At 69.6% G+C, this 17,995-nt stretch carries 19 protein-coding genes and 1 riboswitch; of the genes, 7 read left to right on the top strand and 12 right to left on the bottom strand.

Features of this window, described 5'->3' with window-relative positions:
* Positions 1–31 precede the first annotated feature (31 nt).
* Complete coding sequence (locus ACWD3I_RS00815; protein WP_365398610.1) at positions 32–838, bottom strand: alpha/beta fold hydrolase; 807 nt, start codon at positions 836–838, stop codon at positions 32–34.
* A 200-nt stretch (positions 839–1,038) separates the two neighbouring features.
* Between ACWD3I_RS00815 and ACWD3I_RS00810 the strand changes: the two genes are divergently transcribed.
* The 3 genes from ACWD3I_RS00810 (at position 1,039) to ACWD3I_RS00800 (ending at position 2,759) form a co-directional block, all read left to right on the top strand.
* Positions 1,039–1,548: a hypothetical protein gene (locus ACWD3I_RS00810; RefSeq protein ID WP_365398613.1), complete on the top strand. Its 510-nt coding sequence runs from the start codon at positions 1,039–1,041 to the stop codon at positions 1,546–1,548.
* 127 nt (positions 1,549–1,675) lie between these two features.
* Positions 1,676–1,978, top strand: a complete 303-nt coding sequence (locus tag ACWD3I_RS00805; RefSeq protein WP_365398616.1) for a hypothetical protein — start codon at positions 1,676–1,678, stop codon at positions 1,976–1,978.
* A gap of 109 nt (positions 1,979–2,087) precedes the next feature.
* Positions 2,088–2,759, top strand: coding sequence for a hypothetical protein (locus ACWD3I_RS00800; RefSeq protein ID WP_365398619.1), 672 nt, complete (start codon positions 2,088–2,090; stop codon positions 2,757–2,759).
* On the opposite strand, the gene ACWD3I_RS00795 is transcribed toward ACWD3I_RS00800, so the two are convergent.
* Positions 2,756–3,115, bottom strand: coding sequence for a VOC family protein (locus tag ACWD3I_RS00795; RefSeq protein ID WP_365398622.1), 360 nt, complete (start codon positions 3,113–3,115; stop codon positions 2,756–2,758). The two genes, ACWD3I_RS00800 and ACWD3I_RS00795, sit on opposite strands and share 4 nt — an antisense overlap.
* A 93-nt stretch (positions 3,116–3,208) precedes the next feature.
* Between ACWD3I_RS00795 and ACWD3I_RS00790 the strand changes: the two genes are divergently transcribed.
* Positions 3,209–4,681, top strand: a complete 1,473-nt coding sequence (locus ACWD3I_RS00790) for an alginate lyase family protein (protein WP_365398625.1) — start codon at positions 3,209–3,211, stop codon at positions 4,679–4,681.
* A 202-nt stretch (positions 4,682–4,883) separates the two neighbouring features.
* On the opposite strand, the gene ACWD3I_RS00785 is transcribed toward ACWD3I_RS00790, so the two are convergent.
* Entirely contained in the window at positions 4,884–6,368 is a 1,485-nt protein-coding gene (locus ACWD3I_RS00785; protein WP_365398628.1) for an MFS transporter, read from the bottom strand.
* Between the two features lie 91 nt (positions 6,369–6,459).
* Complete coding sequence (locus ACWD3I_RS00780) at positions 6,460–7,836, bottom strand: DUF445 domain-containing protein (RefSeq protein WP_365398631.1); 1,377 nt, start codon at positions 7,834–7,836, stop codon at positions 6,460–6,462.
* Between the two features lie 187 nt (positions 7,837–8,023).
* Here ACWD3I_RS00780 and ACWD3I_RS00775 point away from each other — a divergent pair, with 187 nt between their 5' ends.
* Positions 8,024–9,361 carry an SGNH/GDSL hydrolase family protein gene (locus ACWD3I_RS00775; protein WP_365398634.1) on the top strand — a complete coding sequence of 446 codons (1,338 nt, stop codon included), beginning with the start codon at positions 8,024–8,026 and terminating at the stop codon, positions 9,359–9,361.
* 65 nt (positions 9,362–9,426) lie between these two features.
* Here the strand turns inward: ACWD3I_RS00775 and ACWD3I_RS00770 are convergent, their stop codons facing one another.
* From ACWD3I_RS00770 to ACWD3I_RS00755, 4 genes are read right to left on the bottom strand one after another with little or no spacing between them, the layout of a single operon-like run.
* On the bottom strand, positions 9,427–10,239 hold the full coding sequence (locus ACWD3I_RS00770; RefSeq protein ID WP_365398637.1) for a DUF1707 SHOCT-like domain-containing protein: 813 nt from the start codon (positions 10,237–10,239) through the stop codon (positions 9,427–9,429).
* Between the two features lie 33 nt (positions 10,240–10,272).
* Positions 10,273–11,238, bottom strand: a complete 966-nt coding sequence (locus tag ACWD3I_RS00765) for an ABC transporter ATP-binding protein (RefSeq protein ID WP_365398776.1) — start codon at positions 11,236–11,238, stop codon at positions 10,273–10,275.
* An 18-nt stretch (positions 11,239–11,256) separates the two neighbouring features.
* Positions 11,257–12,132 (bottom strand): ABC transporter permease, encoded by an 876-nt coding sequence (locus ACWD3I_RS00760; protein WP_451084019.1) that lies wholly within the window; start codon positions 12,130–12,132, stop codon positions 11,257–11,259.
* Between the two features lie 10 nt (positions 12,133–12,142).
* Complete coding sequence (locus ACWD3I_RS00755) at positions 12,143–12,943, bottom strand: ABC transporter permease (protein WP_365398640.1); 801 nt, start codon at positions 12,941–12,943, stop codon at positions 12,143–12,145.
* Positions 12,944–13,156: 213 nt separating this feature from the next.
* Between ACWD3I_RS00755 and ACWD3I_RS00750 the strand changes: the two genes are divergently transcribed.
* Entirely contained in the window at positions 13,157–15,532 is a 2,376-nt protein-coding gene (locus ACWD3I_RS00750; protein ID WP_365398643.1) for a transglycosylase domain-containing protein, read from the top strand.
* On the opposite strand, the gene ACWD3I_RS00745 is transcribed toward ACWD3I_RS00750, so the two are convergent.
* The 3 genes from ACWD3I_RS00745 to ACWD3I_RS00735 form a co-directional block, all read right to left on the bottom strand.
* Positions 15,526–15,846, bottom strand: a complete 321-nt coding sequence (locus ACWD3I_RS00745; RefSeq protein ID WP_046259004.1) for a DMT family transporter — start codon at positions 15,844–15,846, stop codon at positions 15,526–15,528. The genes ACWD3I_RS00750 and ACWD3I_RS00745 overlap by 7 nt on opposite strands.
* Before the next feature lie 33 nt (positions 15,847–15,879).
* Positions 15,880–15,945: riboswitch (guanidine-III (ykkC-III) riboswitch) on the bottom strand.
* Between the two features lie 94 nt (positions 15,946–16,039).
* Positions 16,040–16,342, bottom strand: coding sequence for a GroES family chaperonin (locus ACWD3I_RS00740; RefSeq protein ID WP_266899574.1), 303 nt, complete (start codon positions 16,340–16,342; stop codon positions 16,040–16,042).
* A gap of 92 nt (positions 16,343–16,434) precedes the next feature.
* Positions 16,435–16,764: a DUF3618 domain-containing protein gene (locus tag ACWD3I_RS00735; protein WP_307030122.1), complete on the bottom strand. Its 330-nt coding sequence runs from the start codon at positions 16,762–16,764 to the stop codon at positions 16,435–16,437.
* Between the two features lie 95 nt (positions 16,765–16,859).
* Between ACWD3I_RS00735 and bcp the strand changes: the two genes are divergently transcribed.
* Positions 16,860–17,327 (top strand): thioredoxin-dependent thiol peroxidase, encoded by a 468-nt coding sequence (bcp, locus tag ACWD3I_RS00730; protein WP_365398647.1) that lies wholly within the window; start codon positions 16,860–16,862, stop codon positions 17,325–17,327.
* On the opposite strand, the gene ACWD3I_RS00725 is transcribed toward bcp, so the two are convergent.
* Positions 17,324–17,851 (bottom strand): GNAT family N-acetyltransferase, encoded by a 528-nt coding sequence (locus ACWD3I_RS00725; RefSeq protein WP_365398650.1) that lies wholly within the window; start codon positions 17,849–17,851, stop codon positions 17,324–17,326. The genes bcp and ACWD3I_RS00725 overlap by 4 nt on opposite strands.
* Positions 17,852–17,995: the final 144 nt, after the last annotated feature.

Genomic DNA, 17,995 nt, shown 5'->3' with positions numbered 1-17,995 from the left:
GCGCGATCCTCGTCATCGTCCGGCGAACACGTCAGCGGCGGTTCGAGTCGTATCCCAGCGACCTCGTGAACTCCTCGACGGCCTCCGCCAGTTGTTCCGGCTCTTCGAGGTGTACGTCGTGACCGGCTCCCGCCACCACCGTCACCCGCGTGTCCGGGCGCAGCTCCCGCATGTCGGTGGCCTCCGTCGGACGCATCGTGCCGTTCTCGCCCTGGACCACGAGTGTCGGGCAGGTGATGCGCGACCACTCCTGCCAGTAGGCGTTCTCGGCCAGTTCGGCCAGTGAGTCGACCATGCGGTCCCGGTCGAAGCGCGGGTGCCAGCCGTCCGCGCGTTCCTCCAGCCCCCTCGCCCACCCCTCGTGACCGAGGAAGTCCGCGGCCTCGGCGAAGGACCGGAACGGCGTCGGCCAGCCGTCCAGCCATCCCCTGATCTGCGCCGGTACGTCCGGACTCGGACCGGCCGGACCGGCCTCTACGAGGACCAGCGCGTCCACCAGTTCCGGGCGGGCGGACGCCAGCAGCATCGCCGTATGCCCGCCGAGGGACTGGCCGATGAGGGTTACGGGTGCCAGTGCGAGTTCCTCGATCAGGGTCGCCGCGTCGTCGACGTAGGCCGCGCGGGTCACTTCGGGCGGGCGGCGGGTGCTGGCGCCGTGGGCGCGGGCGTCGTACGACACCACGCGGAAGCCGAAGGTGAGGAGGCGCGGGATCAGGGCGTCCCACTCCCCCATGTGGCCGGCCAGGCCGTGCAGGAGGAGGGCGGTGCGGGGCGCGCCGGGGCGGGGGTGGTCGCGGTGGGCGATGCGGGTGCCGTCGGACATGGTGACGTGGCTCAAGGGTGCCCCCGGTTCTCTGTGACGGCCCGTTTCCGCGGCAGGCGCCAGGCAGCCCGTCTCCTGTGACTGGCCGCCCGTCTTCTATGACTGGTTGCCCGTCATCTGTGACCGCCCTGTTGCCGGAACTGTGGGCTCCGTCACAGCCGTAGAGATCGAGCGCTGTTGGACTCGGCGTTCAGGAGATCACACCAGGGGGCACGATGGCTTGGCTGAGCTTGCTGTTGCTCGTGATCGCGGCGATCACGGCCGTCGCGCTCACCGGGCAGGGCTTCGGCCGCCTGGCCGACCGTGGCATACGGCGATCCGGCCTCCCGGTGATACTCCGCAGCGTCGCCGCGCTCGCCGGTGCCGCCGCGGTCGCCTTCTACGCCCTCGGGCTGCTGGGGGTCATCGGCGCGATCATGACGGCACAGGACGGGGGCACGGACTCGGCCCCGCCGCAGTCCTGCCGTACGGCGGGCTGGTGGGAGCGGCACGAACAGGGCATCGAGATCGTCGACTGGTCGGTGAGCTACCTGCCGCTCGGGTTCGTGTGCGAGACCAGCGACGGCGGGAGCTACGACAACGGTGACGTGCCGGGGTACGTCAATCCCGCCGCCCTGGGCCTCGCTCTCACCGCCGCCGGGTGCGCCGTCGGCTCGGGATACGCGACGGAGCTCCGCACCCGCAGGCGCGAGGCTCGGCAGGAGGGCCTGGAGGAGGGCCGGTAGGAGTGTCTTCCAGGGGCGGCGTTAGCCTCGGGACATATCGAACGTGATCGCCAGGAGTCGCACGAGCGGTACGACCAGTGCGAGCAGTACGGGTAGCGCGCGTCACGTCAGTTCTCAGGAGGCAGGCATGGCGAAGGTTCCCAGCGCGGTGGTCGCGGCGGGCGGGCTCGTCGGTGGGTACGGCGTGGCCCGTTGGACCAAGAAGCGACAGCTGGGCGGGGTCGTGCTGACGGTCGCCGGGGCCGCGGCCGCGCAGCAGTGGCGGCAGCAGGCGGGCGGGAAGGCCGCGGGTGCGCTGACGGCCGCGTATGTCGCCGCCTTCGCGGGGTCGCATCCGCTGGCCAAGAAGGTGGGCGCCTGGCCCGCGGTGTTCGGGGTGGCGGGGGCGGTGGCCCTGGCGTCGTGGGCGGTGGCGGACCGGCAGGGCTGAGGGGCGCCCGTCGCCACCTCTCCGGCAGAGGCCGCCCGGCCCTTATATCGCGCGCCGCGAACGGGTCCTCGCCGGTACCGTCTCGTCCGACGCGAGGGGAATGGGCAGGATGAAGCTGGGGATCACGGAGCATCGGGTGCGGCTCGGTCCGGAGGAGTACCGGGTGTTGCGTACGACCGGGCTGCGCCGTGCGCTGTGCGGTGACACCGGGCACTGGCTGGACTTCTGGGTGGACCGGGAGGCCGCCGCGGAGCTGGCCGCGGCCTGGCTGCTGGCCGCACGCTCGCCCCGCTCGCTGGTGCACGTGCCGCTGCGGAAGCGTGACGAACGGCCCGTGGGGCCCCATCCGCCCGCGCCGCATCAGGCCCGTGACCTGCTGCTGGTGCATCACTCCCGGCAGTTCCCGGCCTCCCGCTGGAAGGCGGTCCGGGCCCGGCTGGGGCAGGGCAGCCCACACACGGTCGAATTCCGCCGGGCCGACTTCCCCGCCGGCGAGGACCGCCCCGTCACCGGTGCCCATCACGCCGAGTTCCGCGACCGGGTCCGGCTGACCACCGCCGCCGACACCCTCGTGCTGAGCGGCAGCGCCCTGCCCTTCGCGGACGCCGCCGCGGACTTCCTCGACCTGGCCGACACGGGGCCCGGCTGGGACATCCGGTGCCGGTCCGACGGGCACGCGTGCGCCGAACTGCACCCGACCTCCGGTCTGCTGGACCATTCGGTGCCCCTGGTGCATGTCGAGTACTGCCCGGACTGGGAGCCCGCACCGGCAGGCGGCTAGTCCCGGTGCGTCAGCACGTTCACCACCTGCCCGTTCGGGTCCCGCACGAAGAAGCGCCGTACGCCCCACTCCTCGTCCCGCAACTCCCGTACGACGTCCGCGCCCGCGGCCACCACCTGCGCGTACACCGCGTCCACGTCCTCGACCTCCACGCTGAGGTCGGGCACGACGGGGGCCGTGCGTTCGTCGGTGAAGAAGCTGATCTGGGCAGTGGGGTTGGCGGGTGAGGCGAGGGTGACCACCCATCCCATGTCCATCACCTCGCGGAAGCCGAGGAGGCCGTAGAAGTCACGGCTGGCCTTCATCGCCTCCTCCGACTCGACCTGGAAGTCGGGCATGATCCGGCGCACGGTCATGGGTACGTCTCCTCGCAGTCGCCGTCGGCTTTCTGTTATCGCCGCTCCCACCCTCGCGTCTCCTGACCGTCCCCAGCCACAGGCACGCGAGGAATGACACCCGTGACTTCGACTTCACTGATCAGTCGCCGCACCATGCTCAAGGCAACCGGAGCCGTCGGTACCGTCGGAGCCTTCGGTGTCGGTACGACCCTGGCGGCGCCGCCCGCCTCGGCCGCCGGCTCCGGGTACGCGCACCCGGGTCTGCTGCACACCGGCACGGACCTGGCCCGTATGAAGTCCAAGGTGAGAGCGGGTGCCACGCCCTACACCGCCGGATACGCCCGGCTGACGGCCAACCGGCATGCGCAGAGCGGCTGGACGCCCAACCCGCAGGCGACCATCACCCGCGGCGGCTCCGGCCAGAACTACGCGATCCTCTACAACGACATCCACGCCGCGTACCAGAACGGCCTGCGCCACCACGTCAGCGGTGACAGCGCCCACGCCGACACCGCCGTGGCGATCCTCAACGCCTGGTCCGCCAAGCTCACCACGCTCGCCGGAAACGCGGACCGGTTCCTCGCCGCCGGGCTGTACGGCTACCAGATCGCCAACGCCGCCGAACTCGTCCGTGACCACCCGGACTTCGAGCTCGACCGCTTCAAGGAGTTGCTGTCCGGGGTCTTCGCGCCGCTCAGCGACAGCTTCCTCGTCAAGCACAACGACGCGGTGGTCTCCAACTACTGGACCAACTGGGACCTCGCCGCCATGGCCTGCGTGCTGGCCACCGGCATCTTCTGCGACGACAAGGCCCAAGTCGGCCGCGCGGTCGACTACTTCAAGCACGGCGAGGGGCTCGGCTCGATCAAGAACGCGATACCTGTGGTCCACGACGACGGGCTCGCCGAGTGGTTGGAGGCGGGGCGTGATCAGGGGCACGCGCTGCTCGGGGTCGGGCTGATGGGCACGTTCTGCGAGATGGCGTGGAACCAGGGCGTCGATCTGTACGGCTATGACGACAGCCGCTTCCTCAAGGGGGCCCAGTACGTGGCGAAGTGGAGCATGGGTGGGGAGGTGCCGTTCACCGCGAACACGCGCGCCAAGGGGGCCGTCAACGGCTGGTCGGGGTCGGAGACGGTGACCGGGGCCGCGGGTGTCGATCCCGCCATGACCCGGCCCATCTGGGCGATGATCGCCGGCCACTACACCAAGCGGCGGGGGTTGTCCGCCTCGTACCTCACCCGGATCGCCGCGAAGTCCGGGCCGGAGGGCGGAGGTGGGGACTACGGGCCCAACAGCGGTGGGTACGACCAACTGGGCTTCGGGACGCTGGCGTTCACGCGGGACAGGTCGACGACGTCCGCGAGCCCCTCCGCCACGGCGTCCGGTGCGGCACCGGACCCTCGCCCGCAGACCGGCTCCTCCGCGACCGCGTCCGCGACGCCGGCTTCCGGTAAGGACCTTGCGGCCACCGGGTCCACCGACGTCGTCGCCTGGAGCGCCACCGCGGGAATCACTGCCGTCGCGGGAGGCCTGCTCCTGCTCCGCCGCCGGGACAAGACCCGCCGCGGGACCGCCGAGTAGGTTCTCGCCCCCGCCGCCCCTACCCGTCCCATCCCCAGGGGCGGCCGCCCTTTCGATCCCGCCCCTTCGACCCCGCCCCAGGGGGCTCCGCCCCCTGGACCCCATCGGCCCCGAAAGGCCTCGTCCTCAAACGCCGGACGGGCTCAAAGACACGACGCGAACCCCCACCGAAGCCGCACAGGCCGCCGCAGGCATCCCCCACTCACGCCGCAGCCGACCGCGCCCCCGGAGCCACCGCCGTCAGCGGGCGTGCGACGTCCTCCAGCGACCGCCGCTCCGCATTCACCGCCAACACCGCCGCCACCAGGCCCGCGACGCACATCAGGGCCGCGCCGATCTGGAAGGCGAGGACGGTGTCGCCGACGTGGCCCGTGCCGGTCAGGTCGGCGAACAGCAGGGGGCCGCTGATGCCGCCCGCTGCCGTGCCGAGGGCGTAGAAGAAGGCGATCGACATGGCCCGCGTCTCCATCGGGAAGATCTCCGACACCGTGAGGTACGCACTCGACGCGCCCGCCGACGCGAAGAACAGCACCGCGCACCAGCAGGCGGTCAGCGTCGTCGCGTCCAGCGCGCCGCGGTCGAACAGCCAGGCCGTGCCGAAGAGCAGCAGCCCCGACAGCAGATACGTCGACGAGATCATCACCCGGCGACCGACCGTGTCGAACAGCTTGCCGAGCAGCAGCGGGCCCATGAAGTTGCCGATCGCGATCACCGCGAAGTAGTAGCCGGTGCTCCCGGTCGGGACGTCGTAGAACGTCGTCAGGATCGCCCCGAAGCCGAAGGTGATCGCGTTGTAGAGGAACGCCTGTCCGATGAAGAGAGCGAAACCGAGGACCGCCCGCCGCCGGTACTTCGAGAACACCGTCCGGCCGATCTCGACGAACGTCACGCTGCGCCGCTGATGGATCGTGAGCTCGGCGTCAGGGGACGGCGGCGGCAACGGCTCGCCCCGATCCGCCTCCACCCGCTCCTCGATCGAGGACACGATCCGTTCCGCCTCCTCGTCCCGCCCGTGGATCAGCAACCACCTCGGACTCTCCGGGACATGACGCCGTACCAGCAGGATCACCAGCGCCAGCACCGCGCCCAGCGCGAACGTCAGCCGCCACCCCACGTCCTTCGCGAACACGGACGTGTCCAGCGCGACGATCGACAGCAGCGAACCTCCCACCGCGCCCAGCCAGAAGCTTCCGTTGATCATGAGGTCGACCCGCCCCCGGTACTCCGCCGGGATCAGCTCGTCGATGGCCGAGTTGATCGCCGCGTACTCGCCCCCGATCCCGAACCCCGTCAGGAACCGGAACGCGAAGAACCACCAGGTGGAGAAGGAGATCGCGGTCAGCGCGGTCGCCGCGAGATACACCGCCAGCGTGATCATGAACAGCTTCTTGCGGCCCCATTTGTCCGTCAGCCGGCCCCAGAAGAGTGCCCCCGCGCACGCCCCCGCCACATACAGGGCCGCCGCCATCCCGGTCACCTGGCCGGAGGAGATCGGCAGCCCGCTCCCCGGTTCCGACAACCTCCCCGCAATGTTGCCGACGACGGTCACCTCCAGGCCGTCGAGGATCCACACGGTGCCCAGCCCGATGACGATCGTCCAGTGCCAGCGTGACCATGGCAGCCGGTCGAGTCTCGCGGGGATGTTCGACGTCACGGTCCGGCCGGTCTCGGCCTCGGCAGTGGTCATGGGCACCCTCCTCCTCATCGAGTGAGAACCCCGGCCGAGTGCCCAGAAGGGGCCCGCCCTACGCCCGTCAGAGCCCCGACCCGCGCCTGCCCTACGCCCCCAGCGCCCGCGACACCGTATAGATCAGCAGCCCCGCCAACGAACCCACCACCGTGCCGTTGATCCGGATGAACTGCAGATCCCGTCCGATATGAGCCTCGATCTTCCTCGTCGTGTGCTCGGCGTCCCAGCCCGCCACCGTGTCCGTGATGAGCAGGGTGATCTCCCGGCGGTACGTCGTCACCACGTACACCGCAGCCCCCTCGACCCACCCGTCGACCTTGGCCTGCAACCGGGGCTCCACCGCCATCCGCGCCCCCAGCGACAGCAGCGACGCCCGCACCCGCAGCCGTAGCTCACTGCGCTCGTCCTCGGCGGCGGAGACGATCATCGACCGTACGGCGGTCCAGGCGGACGCGATCAGGTCCTGGACCTCGCCGCGTCCGAGGACCTCCCCCTTGAGCCGCTCGACACGCGCCCGCGTGTCCGTGTCGGACTGCAGATCCGAGGCGAAGTCCGTCAGGAAGCGGTCCAGCGCGCCCCGCGCCGGATGCGAGGGCATGTCCCGCATCTCCGTCACGAACCGCAGCAGTTCCTTGTAGACCCGCTCGCCGACCCTCTTGTCGACGAAACGGGGGGTCCAGCCGGGCGCGCCGCCCTGCACCGCGTCCATGACCTGTTCGTCGTGGAGGACCAGCCAGTCGTGTGCCCGCGTCACCACCAGGTCCACGACCCGCCGGTGCCCGCCGTCCGCGACGATCTTGTCCAGCATCTTCCCGATGCCCGGCGCGATCTCCTGCGCGTCGGCCCGCCGGGTGATCGCCTCCCCCACGACCGCCTGCACATCGGAGTCCCGCAGCACGGTCAGCGCCCCGCGCAGTGCCGCCGAGAGCTCCGCCGTCACCCGGTCGGCATGATCGGGCTCCGCCAGCCACGCGCCCAGCCGGCTGCCGATGCCCACCGCCCGCAGCCGTTGGCGTACGACGTCCTCGGAGAGGAAGTTCTCGCCGACGAACTCGCCCAGGGAGACGCCGAGCTGGTCCTTCTTGTTCGGGATGATCGCGGTGTGCGGGATGGGCAGACCGAGCGGGTGACGGAAGAGGGCCGTGACCGCGAACCAGTCCGCCATCGCACCCACCATCCCCGCCTCGGCGGCCGCGGCGACATAGCCCGCCCAGGCACCCGCCCCCTGCCCGGAGGCGACCTTGGCGAGCACGTACACGACCGCCACGAACAGCAGCAGCCCGGCCGCCGTGAGCTTCATCCGGCGCACGCCGCGCTGCTTCTCCTCGTCGGCGGCGCTGAACGCGGTCATCGCGCGGTTACCGGCGGCGACCGGGCGGGCATGCTGCTCTACGTCAGCGGTATCCGATTCGTCTGGTTTCGTGCGTTCCATCCACTCCACCCGTTCGTGATCCCCGGGACACATTGTCCCTTCCTGACCGACTCCTGGAACGGAACAGGAGTTCCCGGCGTCTGTCAGGAAGGGGGAGCTCACTCCTGAACTCCGGTGGCCCAATGGGGGGTCTGTTCAAACACCCCTCACCGCATGACGCATCATGAGGTGATCACATCGGAGCCTCGGGCTCCCGTCTGCCCGAGGAGATACGCACCGCATGACCAGACGTAGTGGTTATGCCCTGCTTTCCGCGATGATCGCCCTGATCGTGGCGCTCTCCGCCGTCATATACGTCGGTGTCGCCGCCGACGACGGCAGCACCGACCAGCGCAACACCGTCGCCCAGGGCGCCGCCCCGCACAACCCCGCCGCCCCCGCCTCCACCGGCACCTGGGTCGGCGCATGGTCCACCTCCCCGGCGGGCGCCGAGCCCGGCACCGAGGCCGAGGGCATGGCGGGCCGCTCGGTGCGCAATGTCGTGCACGCCTCCATAGGCGGTACGAGTGCCCGCATCACGCTCTCCAACCTCTACGGCCAGTCGCCGCTGACCATCACCCACGCGTCGATCGCCGTCGCCGCGGGCAGCGACACCGCCGCCGCGACCGCGCAGACGATGCGGCGCCTCACCTTCGGCGGCAACACCACGGTCGTCGTCCCGGCCGGCGGCCAGGTCATGAGCGACGCGGTCCGCATCGCCATCGCGTACGGCAGTGACGTCCTGGTCACCACCTACTCCCCCACGCGGTCCGGGCCGGTCACCTACCACCCGCACGCCCGCCAGATCTCCTACGTCGCCGCCGGTGACCTCACCGAGGACGTGACGGGGACGGCGTACACCGAACAGACCCCGTACTGGCGCTACCTGACCGCGCTGGACGTGCTGAGCAACGAGTCCGACGGCACGGTCGTCGTCCTCGGCGACTCGCTGACCGACGGCATCACCTCCACCGAGGGCGCCGACCGCCGCTGGACCGACGTCCTTTCGGACCGGCTGCGCACCGCGATCGAGGCCGGCCGCGACCTGCCCCGCTACAGCGTCGTCAACCAGGGCATCAGCGGCAACCAGGTCCTCGCCAACGGCCTCGGCCGCCCCGCCGACAACCAGAGCGGCCTGGGCCGCTTCGGCCGGGACGTGCTCGGCCGTACGAACGTGAAGGTCGTCGTCATCGACCTCGGCGTCAACGACATCCTCCGCAACCCGAGCCTCGCCGACCCCGACAAGATCCTCGACGGCCTGCGCACGATGGTCCGCCAGGCCCACGCCCGCGGCATCAAGGTCGTCGGCGCGACCCTGATGCCCTTCCAGGGCCACCGCGGATACACGGGGGCCAGGGAGGACGTCCGGCAGCGGATCAACGCCGCGATCCGCGACGGCAAGGTCTACGACGCGGTCGTGGACTTCGACGAGGCGCTCAGGGACCCGTACAACCCGAGGAGACTGCGGTCCGACTACGACTCGGGGGACCGTCTCCACCCGAGCGACAAGGGGTACGCGCGAATGGCGGAGGCCTTCGACCTGGAGGATCTGAAGGGCTCGGCGCCGGCGGAGCTGTAGGGCGGGGAGGGGCCGGGCGTCAGCCTCGTACGGTCCTGGGCGTCAGCCTCGTACCGCCTCGGCCGTCAGTCCTCGTACCGCCGCCGGTCCCGCCTCTCCCGGCGCAGCTCTCGGTGCTCCTCCATCGCCTCGCGGACCTGATCCATGGCGTCACGGTGGACATCGTGGAGGTCGAGCGGATCGTGACGGGAAGAGCCCAGCTCCCGGCGCGCGTTCTTCCGCTCCAGCCGCTCCAGCCGCCGCTCCTCCTTGAGCCGCTGCCGCTCCGCCCTGGGCAGCTTCCGGTACACCTCGACGCCACCCATCAGCGCGAGCCCGGTGACGATCACCCGCGGGGCCTGTGGATCGTCCGGCTCCTCGTGCGCGCGCTCGTCGAAGCCGCCCATGATCCCGAGCCCGCGTACGACGACCTCGACACCCGGCGGCACGATCACCTCGATACCGCCCATGATCGCCACGCAGTTGATCTCGACCTCACGGTCCGCGAAGTTCGCCTCCCGCAGATCGATCTCGCCGCCGCCCCAGAAGGCGAAGCCGGTGAACCGCTTCGGCACGGTCCAGCGCCCCTTGCGCTGGAACCCGGCCATGACGGCGACACCCCACGTCGACGAGCCCTCGCCGCCCGTGATCCGCGAGGCCCAACTCCCGTCCGCGACCGGCTCCTTGAACAGGTTCACCGCCGGGCCCGGCGCGGTCGGCAGATCCCGCGTGATCGGTGTCAGCTCGCCGTAGGTCCGCGCCTTGTACGTCGCGTCCAGCCGCTCCTCGAACTCCTCCATGTCGAGGCGGCCCTCCGCGAGGGCGTCCCGCAGGATCTCGGCCACTCGCTCACGGTCGGCGTCGGAGGCGCGAAGGTCCGGGAGTTCGTCGTCCGTCATACACAGAAGCCTACGAGTTCGAACGTTCCCGCACTATGCGGTCGCCCGCTCGGCATACATCTTGGCGATGACCGCCTCGATGTCCGGCTCCCGCACCGACAGGTCCGCCAGCGGATACTCCGCCGCGATCCGCGCCACCAACGGCGCCGCAGACTCCCCCGCCGGGAACGCCAGCCACTGCCGCGGCCCCTCCACCTTCACCACCCGGGCGGGCGCCGCCTCGATCGGCGGCAGCTCCCGCTCCAGGTCCACCACCAGGATCCGCTCGCTCTCCCCCGCCTCGTGCAGACCGGCGAGCGGGCCGTCGTACATCAGACGACCATGGTCGATCACCATCACCCGTGAGCAGAGCTGCTCGATGTCCTGGAGATCATGCGTGGTCAGCAGCACGGTCGTGCCGTTCTCGGAGTTCAGCTCCCGCAGAAAACCACGCACCTTGGCCTTGGAGATGACGTCGAGGCCGATCGTCGGCTCGTCCAGGTACAACACCTCGGGGTCGTGCAGCAGCGCCGCCGCGATGTCGCCGCGCATCCGCTGGCCCAGCGAGAGCTGGCGCACGGGTACGTCCAGCAGGTCCGCCAGTTCGAGGAGTTCGACACAGCGGTCGAGGTTCTCGCGATACCGGGCGTCCGGGATCCGGTACATGCGGTGCATCAGCTTGTACGAGTCGATCAGCGGCAGATCCCACCACAGCGTCGTCCGCTGCCCGAACACCACCCCGATCCGGTGCGCGAGCCGCGACCGCTCCCGGGACGGATCGATGCCCGCCACCCGCAGCCGGCCCCCGCTCGGCGTCAGGATGCCCGTCAGCATCTTGATCGTGGTCGACTTCCCGGCACCGTTCGGCCCGATGTACCCGACCATCTCACCCCGCGCCACCCGGAAGGAGATCGAGTCGACGGCCCGCACCTCACGCCGCTCCCGCTTCATGAACCCGGTCTTCTTGCGCACGTCGAAGACCTTCTCGACGCGGTCCAGCTCGATGAAAGCCTCGCCCATGACCTCGCCCACGACCCCTCAGTTCCCTGTGCTCTGATACGTCCGCAACCCGGCCCGCCACGCCAGCCCAGCCAGCACACAACACGCCACCGCCACCAGCGGCGACAGGAACGCCACCCACTGGGGCAGCCCGAGCGGCAGCGGCACGCCCAGCACATACGTCGCCGGCAGCCAGTTGACGAAGGCCAGCGGGAACACGAACGTCACCCCGCGCACCAGCTCCGTCGCGAACACCGTCGGCGGGTACTGCAACATCGTCGTACCGCCGTACGTGAACGCGTTCTGCACCTCGGAGGCGTCCTTCGCCACGAACTGGAAGGCCGCGCCCGCGATGAACACCGCGCCGAAGATCCCGGCGCCGCTCAGGATCATCACCGGCATCAGCAGCAGCTTCAGCGGCGTCCAGTCGATGTCGACCGTGGCCAGCCCGTAGACCAGCACCATCACACCCTGCGTGATCCGGCCCAGGCGCCGCAACCCGAACTGGTCCGCCGCCATCTGCGCGAGCACCGGCGCCGGACGCACCAACAGCGTGTCCAGCGTGCCGTCACGCACCCGCCGGCCCAGCTTCTCCATCGAGCCGAGCAGCAGATCGGCGAGACCGAACGCGGTGCTGGACAGCCCGTACAGGAAGGCGACTTGGGGCAGCGCATAGCCGCCGAGCGCGTCGACACGGGAGAACATCAGCATGATCGCGACGAAGTCGAGCGCGGTCGCCGTGAAGTTGCCCAGCGTGGTCATGAGGAAGGAGGCCCGGTAGGCCATCGTGGAGCGGATCCACATCGCGGAGATCATCCGATAGGCACGCAGCCCGTCGACGACCCTGCCGCTCTCGGCCACCCTGCTGTTCTCGGTCGCCCTGCTGTTCTCGGTCGCCCTGCCGCTCTCCGCCACCCCGCCGGTGTCAACCACCCTGCACCACCACCCGCCGCGTCGCCGCCCCCTGCACCATCCGCCCGGCCGCCAGCAGCACCACCGCCCACATCGCCTGGAAGGCATAGGTGCCCAGCGGATCGGCATGTCCCATCAGCACATCCGCGGGCGCCTGGAGCAACGATGACCACGGCAGGGCCCGTACTACCTCGCCGAGCGTGCCCGGGAAGACGTTCAGCGGCAGGATCATCCCCGAGCAGAACCACCCGACGAACATCACCATCTGCGCCACCCCGGTGCCGTCGAGCAGCCAGAACGCGCTGAGCGCCACCAGATACCGGATCCCGAAACTGACCAGCATCGCCAGCAGCACCGCACCGAAGAACGCCACCCACGACGACACGTCCGTCGGCAGCGCGAGGTCGAAGACCAGCGCACCGAACACGAAGGGGATCACCCCGCGCCCCAGCAGCTCGAACCCCGCCCGGCCCAAGTCGGCGGCCAGCCACCACAGTTGGAGATCGGCCGGCCGGTACAGGTCGATCGCGATGTCACCCGTACGGATACGCTCCATGAGCTCGCTCTCGACGCCCCCGCCCCCGTTGGCGAGCGTCTTGAACAGCGACTGGCCGATCCATACATAGGTGACGGCCTGCGCCAGGTCGTACCCGCCCAGGTGCGGCTTCTCGTCCCACAGCGCGGTGTAGGTGTAGACGAGAATCAACCCGAACACCGTGTTGGTGAACACCCCGGCCGCGGTGGCCGCCCGATAGGTCGCGTACCGTCTGAATCCGCCCGCCGCGACGGCCAGGTACAACCGTCCCGAACCCATCAGTCCCAGCCCTCCTCGGCCCGTCCGGACACCGAAGCGCAGGAGCCTAGCCCGCTGGTGGTGACGCATGCCACCCAATTTCCGGGCGGACGCGCGCCGCTCATCGGGAACGGAACGCATGGTGCGACAGTCTTCATCCAGGGGCGCAGAAGACGTACGAGGGCGTACGGCGACGTACGACGTAAAAGCGTGAAACAGGAGTCCGTGCACGACATGAGCGACGAGCCGCAGCAGCCGAACCAGGGCTGGGCACCCAGAGAACCTCAGGCGGCTGAAGAGCCCGGCGGGAAGAAGCCGAAGCGGCCCAAGCGGACCGGATGGCGACGGATCATCCCCACCTGGCGCATGGTGCTCGGCACCTTCGTCCTCGGGATACTGCTGCTGATCGGCCTGTTCTTCCTCGGCTACTCGCTGGTGAAGATCCCGCCCGCCAACGCCCTCGCCACCAAGCAGTCCAACGTCTACCTCTACGCGGACGGCAGCCAACTCGCCCGCGACGGCGAGGTCAACCGCGAGAGCGTCAGACTCGCCCAGGTCTCCAAGGCCGCCCAGCACGCCGTACTCGCCGCCGAGGACCGCGACTTCTACTCCGAGTCGGCGATCGACCCCAAGGCGATGGTGCGCGCCGGCTGGAACACCGCCACCGGCAAGGGCACCCAGTCCGGCTCCACGATCACCCAGCAGTACGTGAAGAACTACTACCTGGCGCAGGAGCAGACCGTCACGCGCAAGGTGAAGGAGTTCTTCATCTCGATCAAGCTGGACCGGGAGAAGTCCAAGGCCGAGATCCTCGAGGGCTACCTCAACACCAGCTACTTCGGCCGCAATTCCTATGGCATCCAGGCCGCCGCCCAGGCGTACTACGGCAAGGACGCCACCGACCTCAGCGCGGCCCAGGGCGCCTATCTCGCCGCCCTGCTCAACGCGCCCAGCGAGTACGACGTCGTCGCCCACCCCGAGAACAAGTCGGCCGCCGTGGCCCGCTGGAACTACGTCCTCGACGGCATGGTCAAGGAGGGCTGGCTGGAGCAGTCCGAGCGCACCGGCCTGAAGTTCCCGATGCCGAAGGAGGCCACCGTCTCCACCGGCATGTCCGGGCAGCGCGGCTACCTCGTCAACGCCGTCAACGACTATCTGAGCGACAACAAGATCCTCACCGCCGACGAGCTCGACGTCGGCGGTTACCGCATCACCACCACCATCCAGAAGAGCAAGCAGGACGCCTTCGTCGACGCCGTCAACGACAAGCTGATGGACAAGCTCGACAAGAAGAACCGCAAGGTCGACACCTACGTCCGCGCGGGCGGCGCCGCCGTCGATCCCAAGACCGGGCAGGTCGTCGCCATGTACGGCGGCATCGACTACGTCAAGCAGTACACGAACAACGCCACCCGCCGGGACTTCCAGGTCGGCTCCACCTTCAAGCCCTTCGTGTTCACCTCGGCCGTCCAGAACGAGTCCACCACGCAGGACGGCCGCACCATCACCCCGAACACCGTCTACGACGGCACCAACAAGCGCCCCGTCCAGGGCTGGACCGGCGGCAGCTACGACCCGGCCAACGAGGACGACGTGTCGTACGGCGACATCACCGTGCGCACCGCCACCGACAAGTCGGTGAACTCGGTGTATGCGCAGATGGCCGTGGACGTGGGCTCCGACAAGGTCAAGGACACCGCGGTCGCCCTCGGCATCCCCTCCGACACCCCCGACCTGACCGCCTCGCCGTCCATCGCGCTCGGCGTGAACACCGCCAGCGTCCTCGACATGGCGGAGTCGTACGCCACGCTCGCCAACCACGGCAAGCACGGCGCGTACACGTTGATCAAGACCATCACCAGGGACGGCAAGGACGTCGTGGAGCTGCCGGACCACAAGAGCTCCCAGGTCGTCACCCGCCAGGCCGCCGACACCACGACGTCGATCCTGCAGAGCGTCGTGGAGAACGGCACCGCCACCGCCGCCCAGGCCGCGAGCCGCCCGGCGGCCGGCAAGACCGGCACGGCCGAGGAGGACCAGGCCGCCTGGTTCGCCGGCTACACCCCCGACCTCGCCACCGTCGTCGCGGTGATGGGCCAGGACCCGGTCACCGCCAAGCACAAGTCCCTGTACGGCGTGATGGGCCTGCAGCGCATCAACGGCGGCGGGGCGCCCACCGAGATCTGGGCCCAGTTCACCAAGGCCGCCCTGAAGGGCAAGCCCGCCAGTGAGTTCGACCTCGAACTCCAGGAGGGTGCCGACGTGGTCGAGACGCCGACGGAGGAACCGAGCTTCGTCCCCCCGGAGGACACGGAGGGCCAGGACAACGGCGGCACGACCGACGGGGGCCAGGACACGGGCGGCCAGACCGACGGCGGCACGACCGGTGACACCACGACGACCGGCGGGACGACGGGCGACACCACCACGGGCGGTACGACGGGAGACACGACCACCACGGGCGGGACGACCGGCGACACCACCACGACGGGTGGCACCACGGGGGATACGACCACGACGGGCGGCACCACGGGAGACACCACCGGCGGCACGACGACCGGTACGACAGGCGGCACGACGGCGGGCGGAGGCCCACCGACAACTCAGTGACCGGACGTCGCCTTCAGCCCGACGACAGCGACGAGCAGCAGGCACACGAAGAAGATCCGGGCGGCGGTCGCCGGCTCCCCCAGCACCACCATGCCGAGCACCGCCGCCCCGGCGGCCCCGATACCCACCCACACGCCGTAGGCGGTACCGATGGGAAGGGTCTTCGCGGCGTGGGACAGCAGAACCATGCTGGCCACGATGCCCGCCCCGGTGAGCAGGCTGGGGACCAGCCGGGTGAAACCGTCGGTGTACTTCATCCCGATCGACCAGCCGACCTCGAGCAGACCGGCGACGACGAGCAGAACCCAGGCCATGACAGGCACCTCCGAGACGCGGATTTCTTCACGGGTGCGTCGTCTTTGCTTTACAGCCCGGTACGGCGCGTCTCGTCGGGTCGTCCTTCAAAGGTAGCAAAAGGGCAGCGAAAGGGGCCGGTGACGATGGTCACCGGCCCCTTTCGGCTTGGATCCACAGGTCGGATCCACAGGTTCGATCTACAGGTTCGATCTACAGGTACAGCCCAGTCGAGTCCTCGGACCCCTCGAACCGGTCCGCGGCCACCGCATGCAGATCACGCTCGCGCATGAGCACATAGGCGACACCCCGCACCTCGACCTCGGCACGGTCCTCGGGGTCGTACAGAACCCGGTCGCCCGGCTCGACGGTCCGTACGTTCTGCCCGACCGCGACGACATCCGCCCACGCCAGCCGCCGGCCCACGGCCGCGGTGGCGGGGATCAGGATGCCGCCCCCGGAACGCCGCTCGCCCTCGCCGGCGTCCTGCCGAACGAGTACCCGGTCATGCAGCATCCGGATGGGCAGCTTGTCGTCCTGGGTGCTGTTTCTGTTGGCGCTCACGGCTGAGAACCTACCTGCCTGAGGGGCATTCGTACGCGCCCGGGTCAGCCCTTACGACGCCGGGTCCCCAGGGCGAGCAGCCCCACGAGTCCGACGGCGACGAGCGCGACGGGAACGATGCGCTCGAGGCGCGGGGCGCCGTCACCGTCGACGAACTGGGCCTTGGTGTTGCTGACGGCCCGATTGACGCCGACGTAGGCCCGCCCGAGCGTGTGGTCGATGTTCGACACGACCTTGGCCTTGGCGTCGCCGACGATCGTCTTCGGGTGCACCCGCACCCCGATCTCGTCGAGCGTCTCGGCCAGGTTCTCGCGGCGGCGCTTGATGTCCGCCTCGATCTGCGCCGGGGATCTGGTGTCCGACGTGTCCGCCACCGTACGGCCTCCGAGGTGTCTGCTGATGCTGTTCTGGACAGTCTGTCAGTTCGCCGGGCGGCCGCACTGTCAGCACCCCCGGTTAGGCTGGTCCGATGAGCGAGCGACTCCAGCCCGGGGACGTGGCCCCCGCCTTCACCCTCCCCGACGCCGACGGCAATGACGTGTCCCTCTCGGACCACAAAGGCCGCAAGGTCATCGTCTACTTCTACCCCGCGGCCCTGACCCCCGGCTGCACGAAGCAGGCGTGCGACTTCACGGACAACCTGGAGGTGCTGGCCGGCGCGGGTTACGACGTCATCGGCATCTCCCCGGACAAGCCGGAGAAGCTGGCGAAGTTCCGCGACAAGGAATCCCTGAGGATCACCCTCCTCGCGGACGAGGACAAGCAGGTCCTCGACGCCTACGCCGCCTTCGGCGAGAAGAAGAACTACGGCAAGACCTACATGGGCGTCATCCGCTCCACGATCGTCGTGGACGAGGAGGGCAAAGTCGAACGGGCCCTCTACAACGTCCGGGCGACGGGCCATGTGGCAAAGATCATCAAGGACCTGGGCATCTAGGTCCCGGGATACCGGAACGAGACCCACACATCAGGAGCCAGGCCGGCCCGCTCGGGCACCGGCCTGCGCTCCTCTTTCCATTCCCCGGGCGCAAGGTCTTCGGCAACGCGCCGCCAGAACCGGACGGCGGCGGGGTTGTCGTCCTGAAACGCGACGGTCCACTCCCCGGGATGCCGGGCGACGACGTGCCGTACGGCCCGCAACCCGATCCCGGAGCGCCGAGCCCCTCGCACGACGAAGAAGCTGTTGAGCACACGCGTGGGTTCGCTGAGCGCCCGCACGAAGGCGAACCCGACGGGATGCGCGCCGAGGCTGAACAGATACGGCGCCCAGTCCCCGGAGCCACTGAAGGCCACCTCCAGCCGCTCACTCCGGAACGCCCCGTCGGCGTTGGGCAGTTGCCCTCCGAACTCGGACAGGTCGTGCCGGAAGAGGAGCCAGAGTCTCTCGACGGTGGGGCGGTCGGTGGGGGTGGCTGGGCGGACGGTGAGGTCGTGTTCGGAGTTCCCGCTGTTCTCGATCATGAAAAAAGCCTCCCGAGCGGACAAGGGGTCCGGGCTTGGGAGGCGTTCGTGTGTGAGTTGCAGGATATCAACCCCCTTCACCTTTCAGGCGTGACTGTCTGATTAGCGGTTCGTTGATCCGTACGGGCCACGAACGTGTGGCCG

The sequence above is a fragment of the Streptomyces sp. NPDC002817 genome, assembly GCF_053592055.1.
Note: the sequence above shows the minus strand (reverse complement) of the source record. Positions and strands in the feature narration are given on the sequence as shown.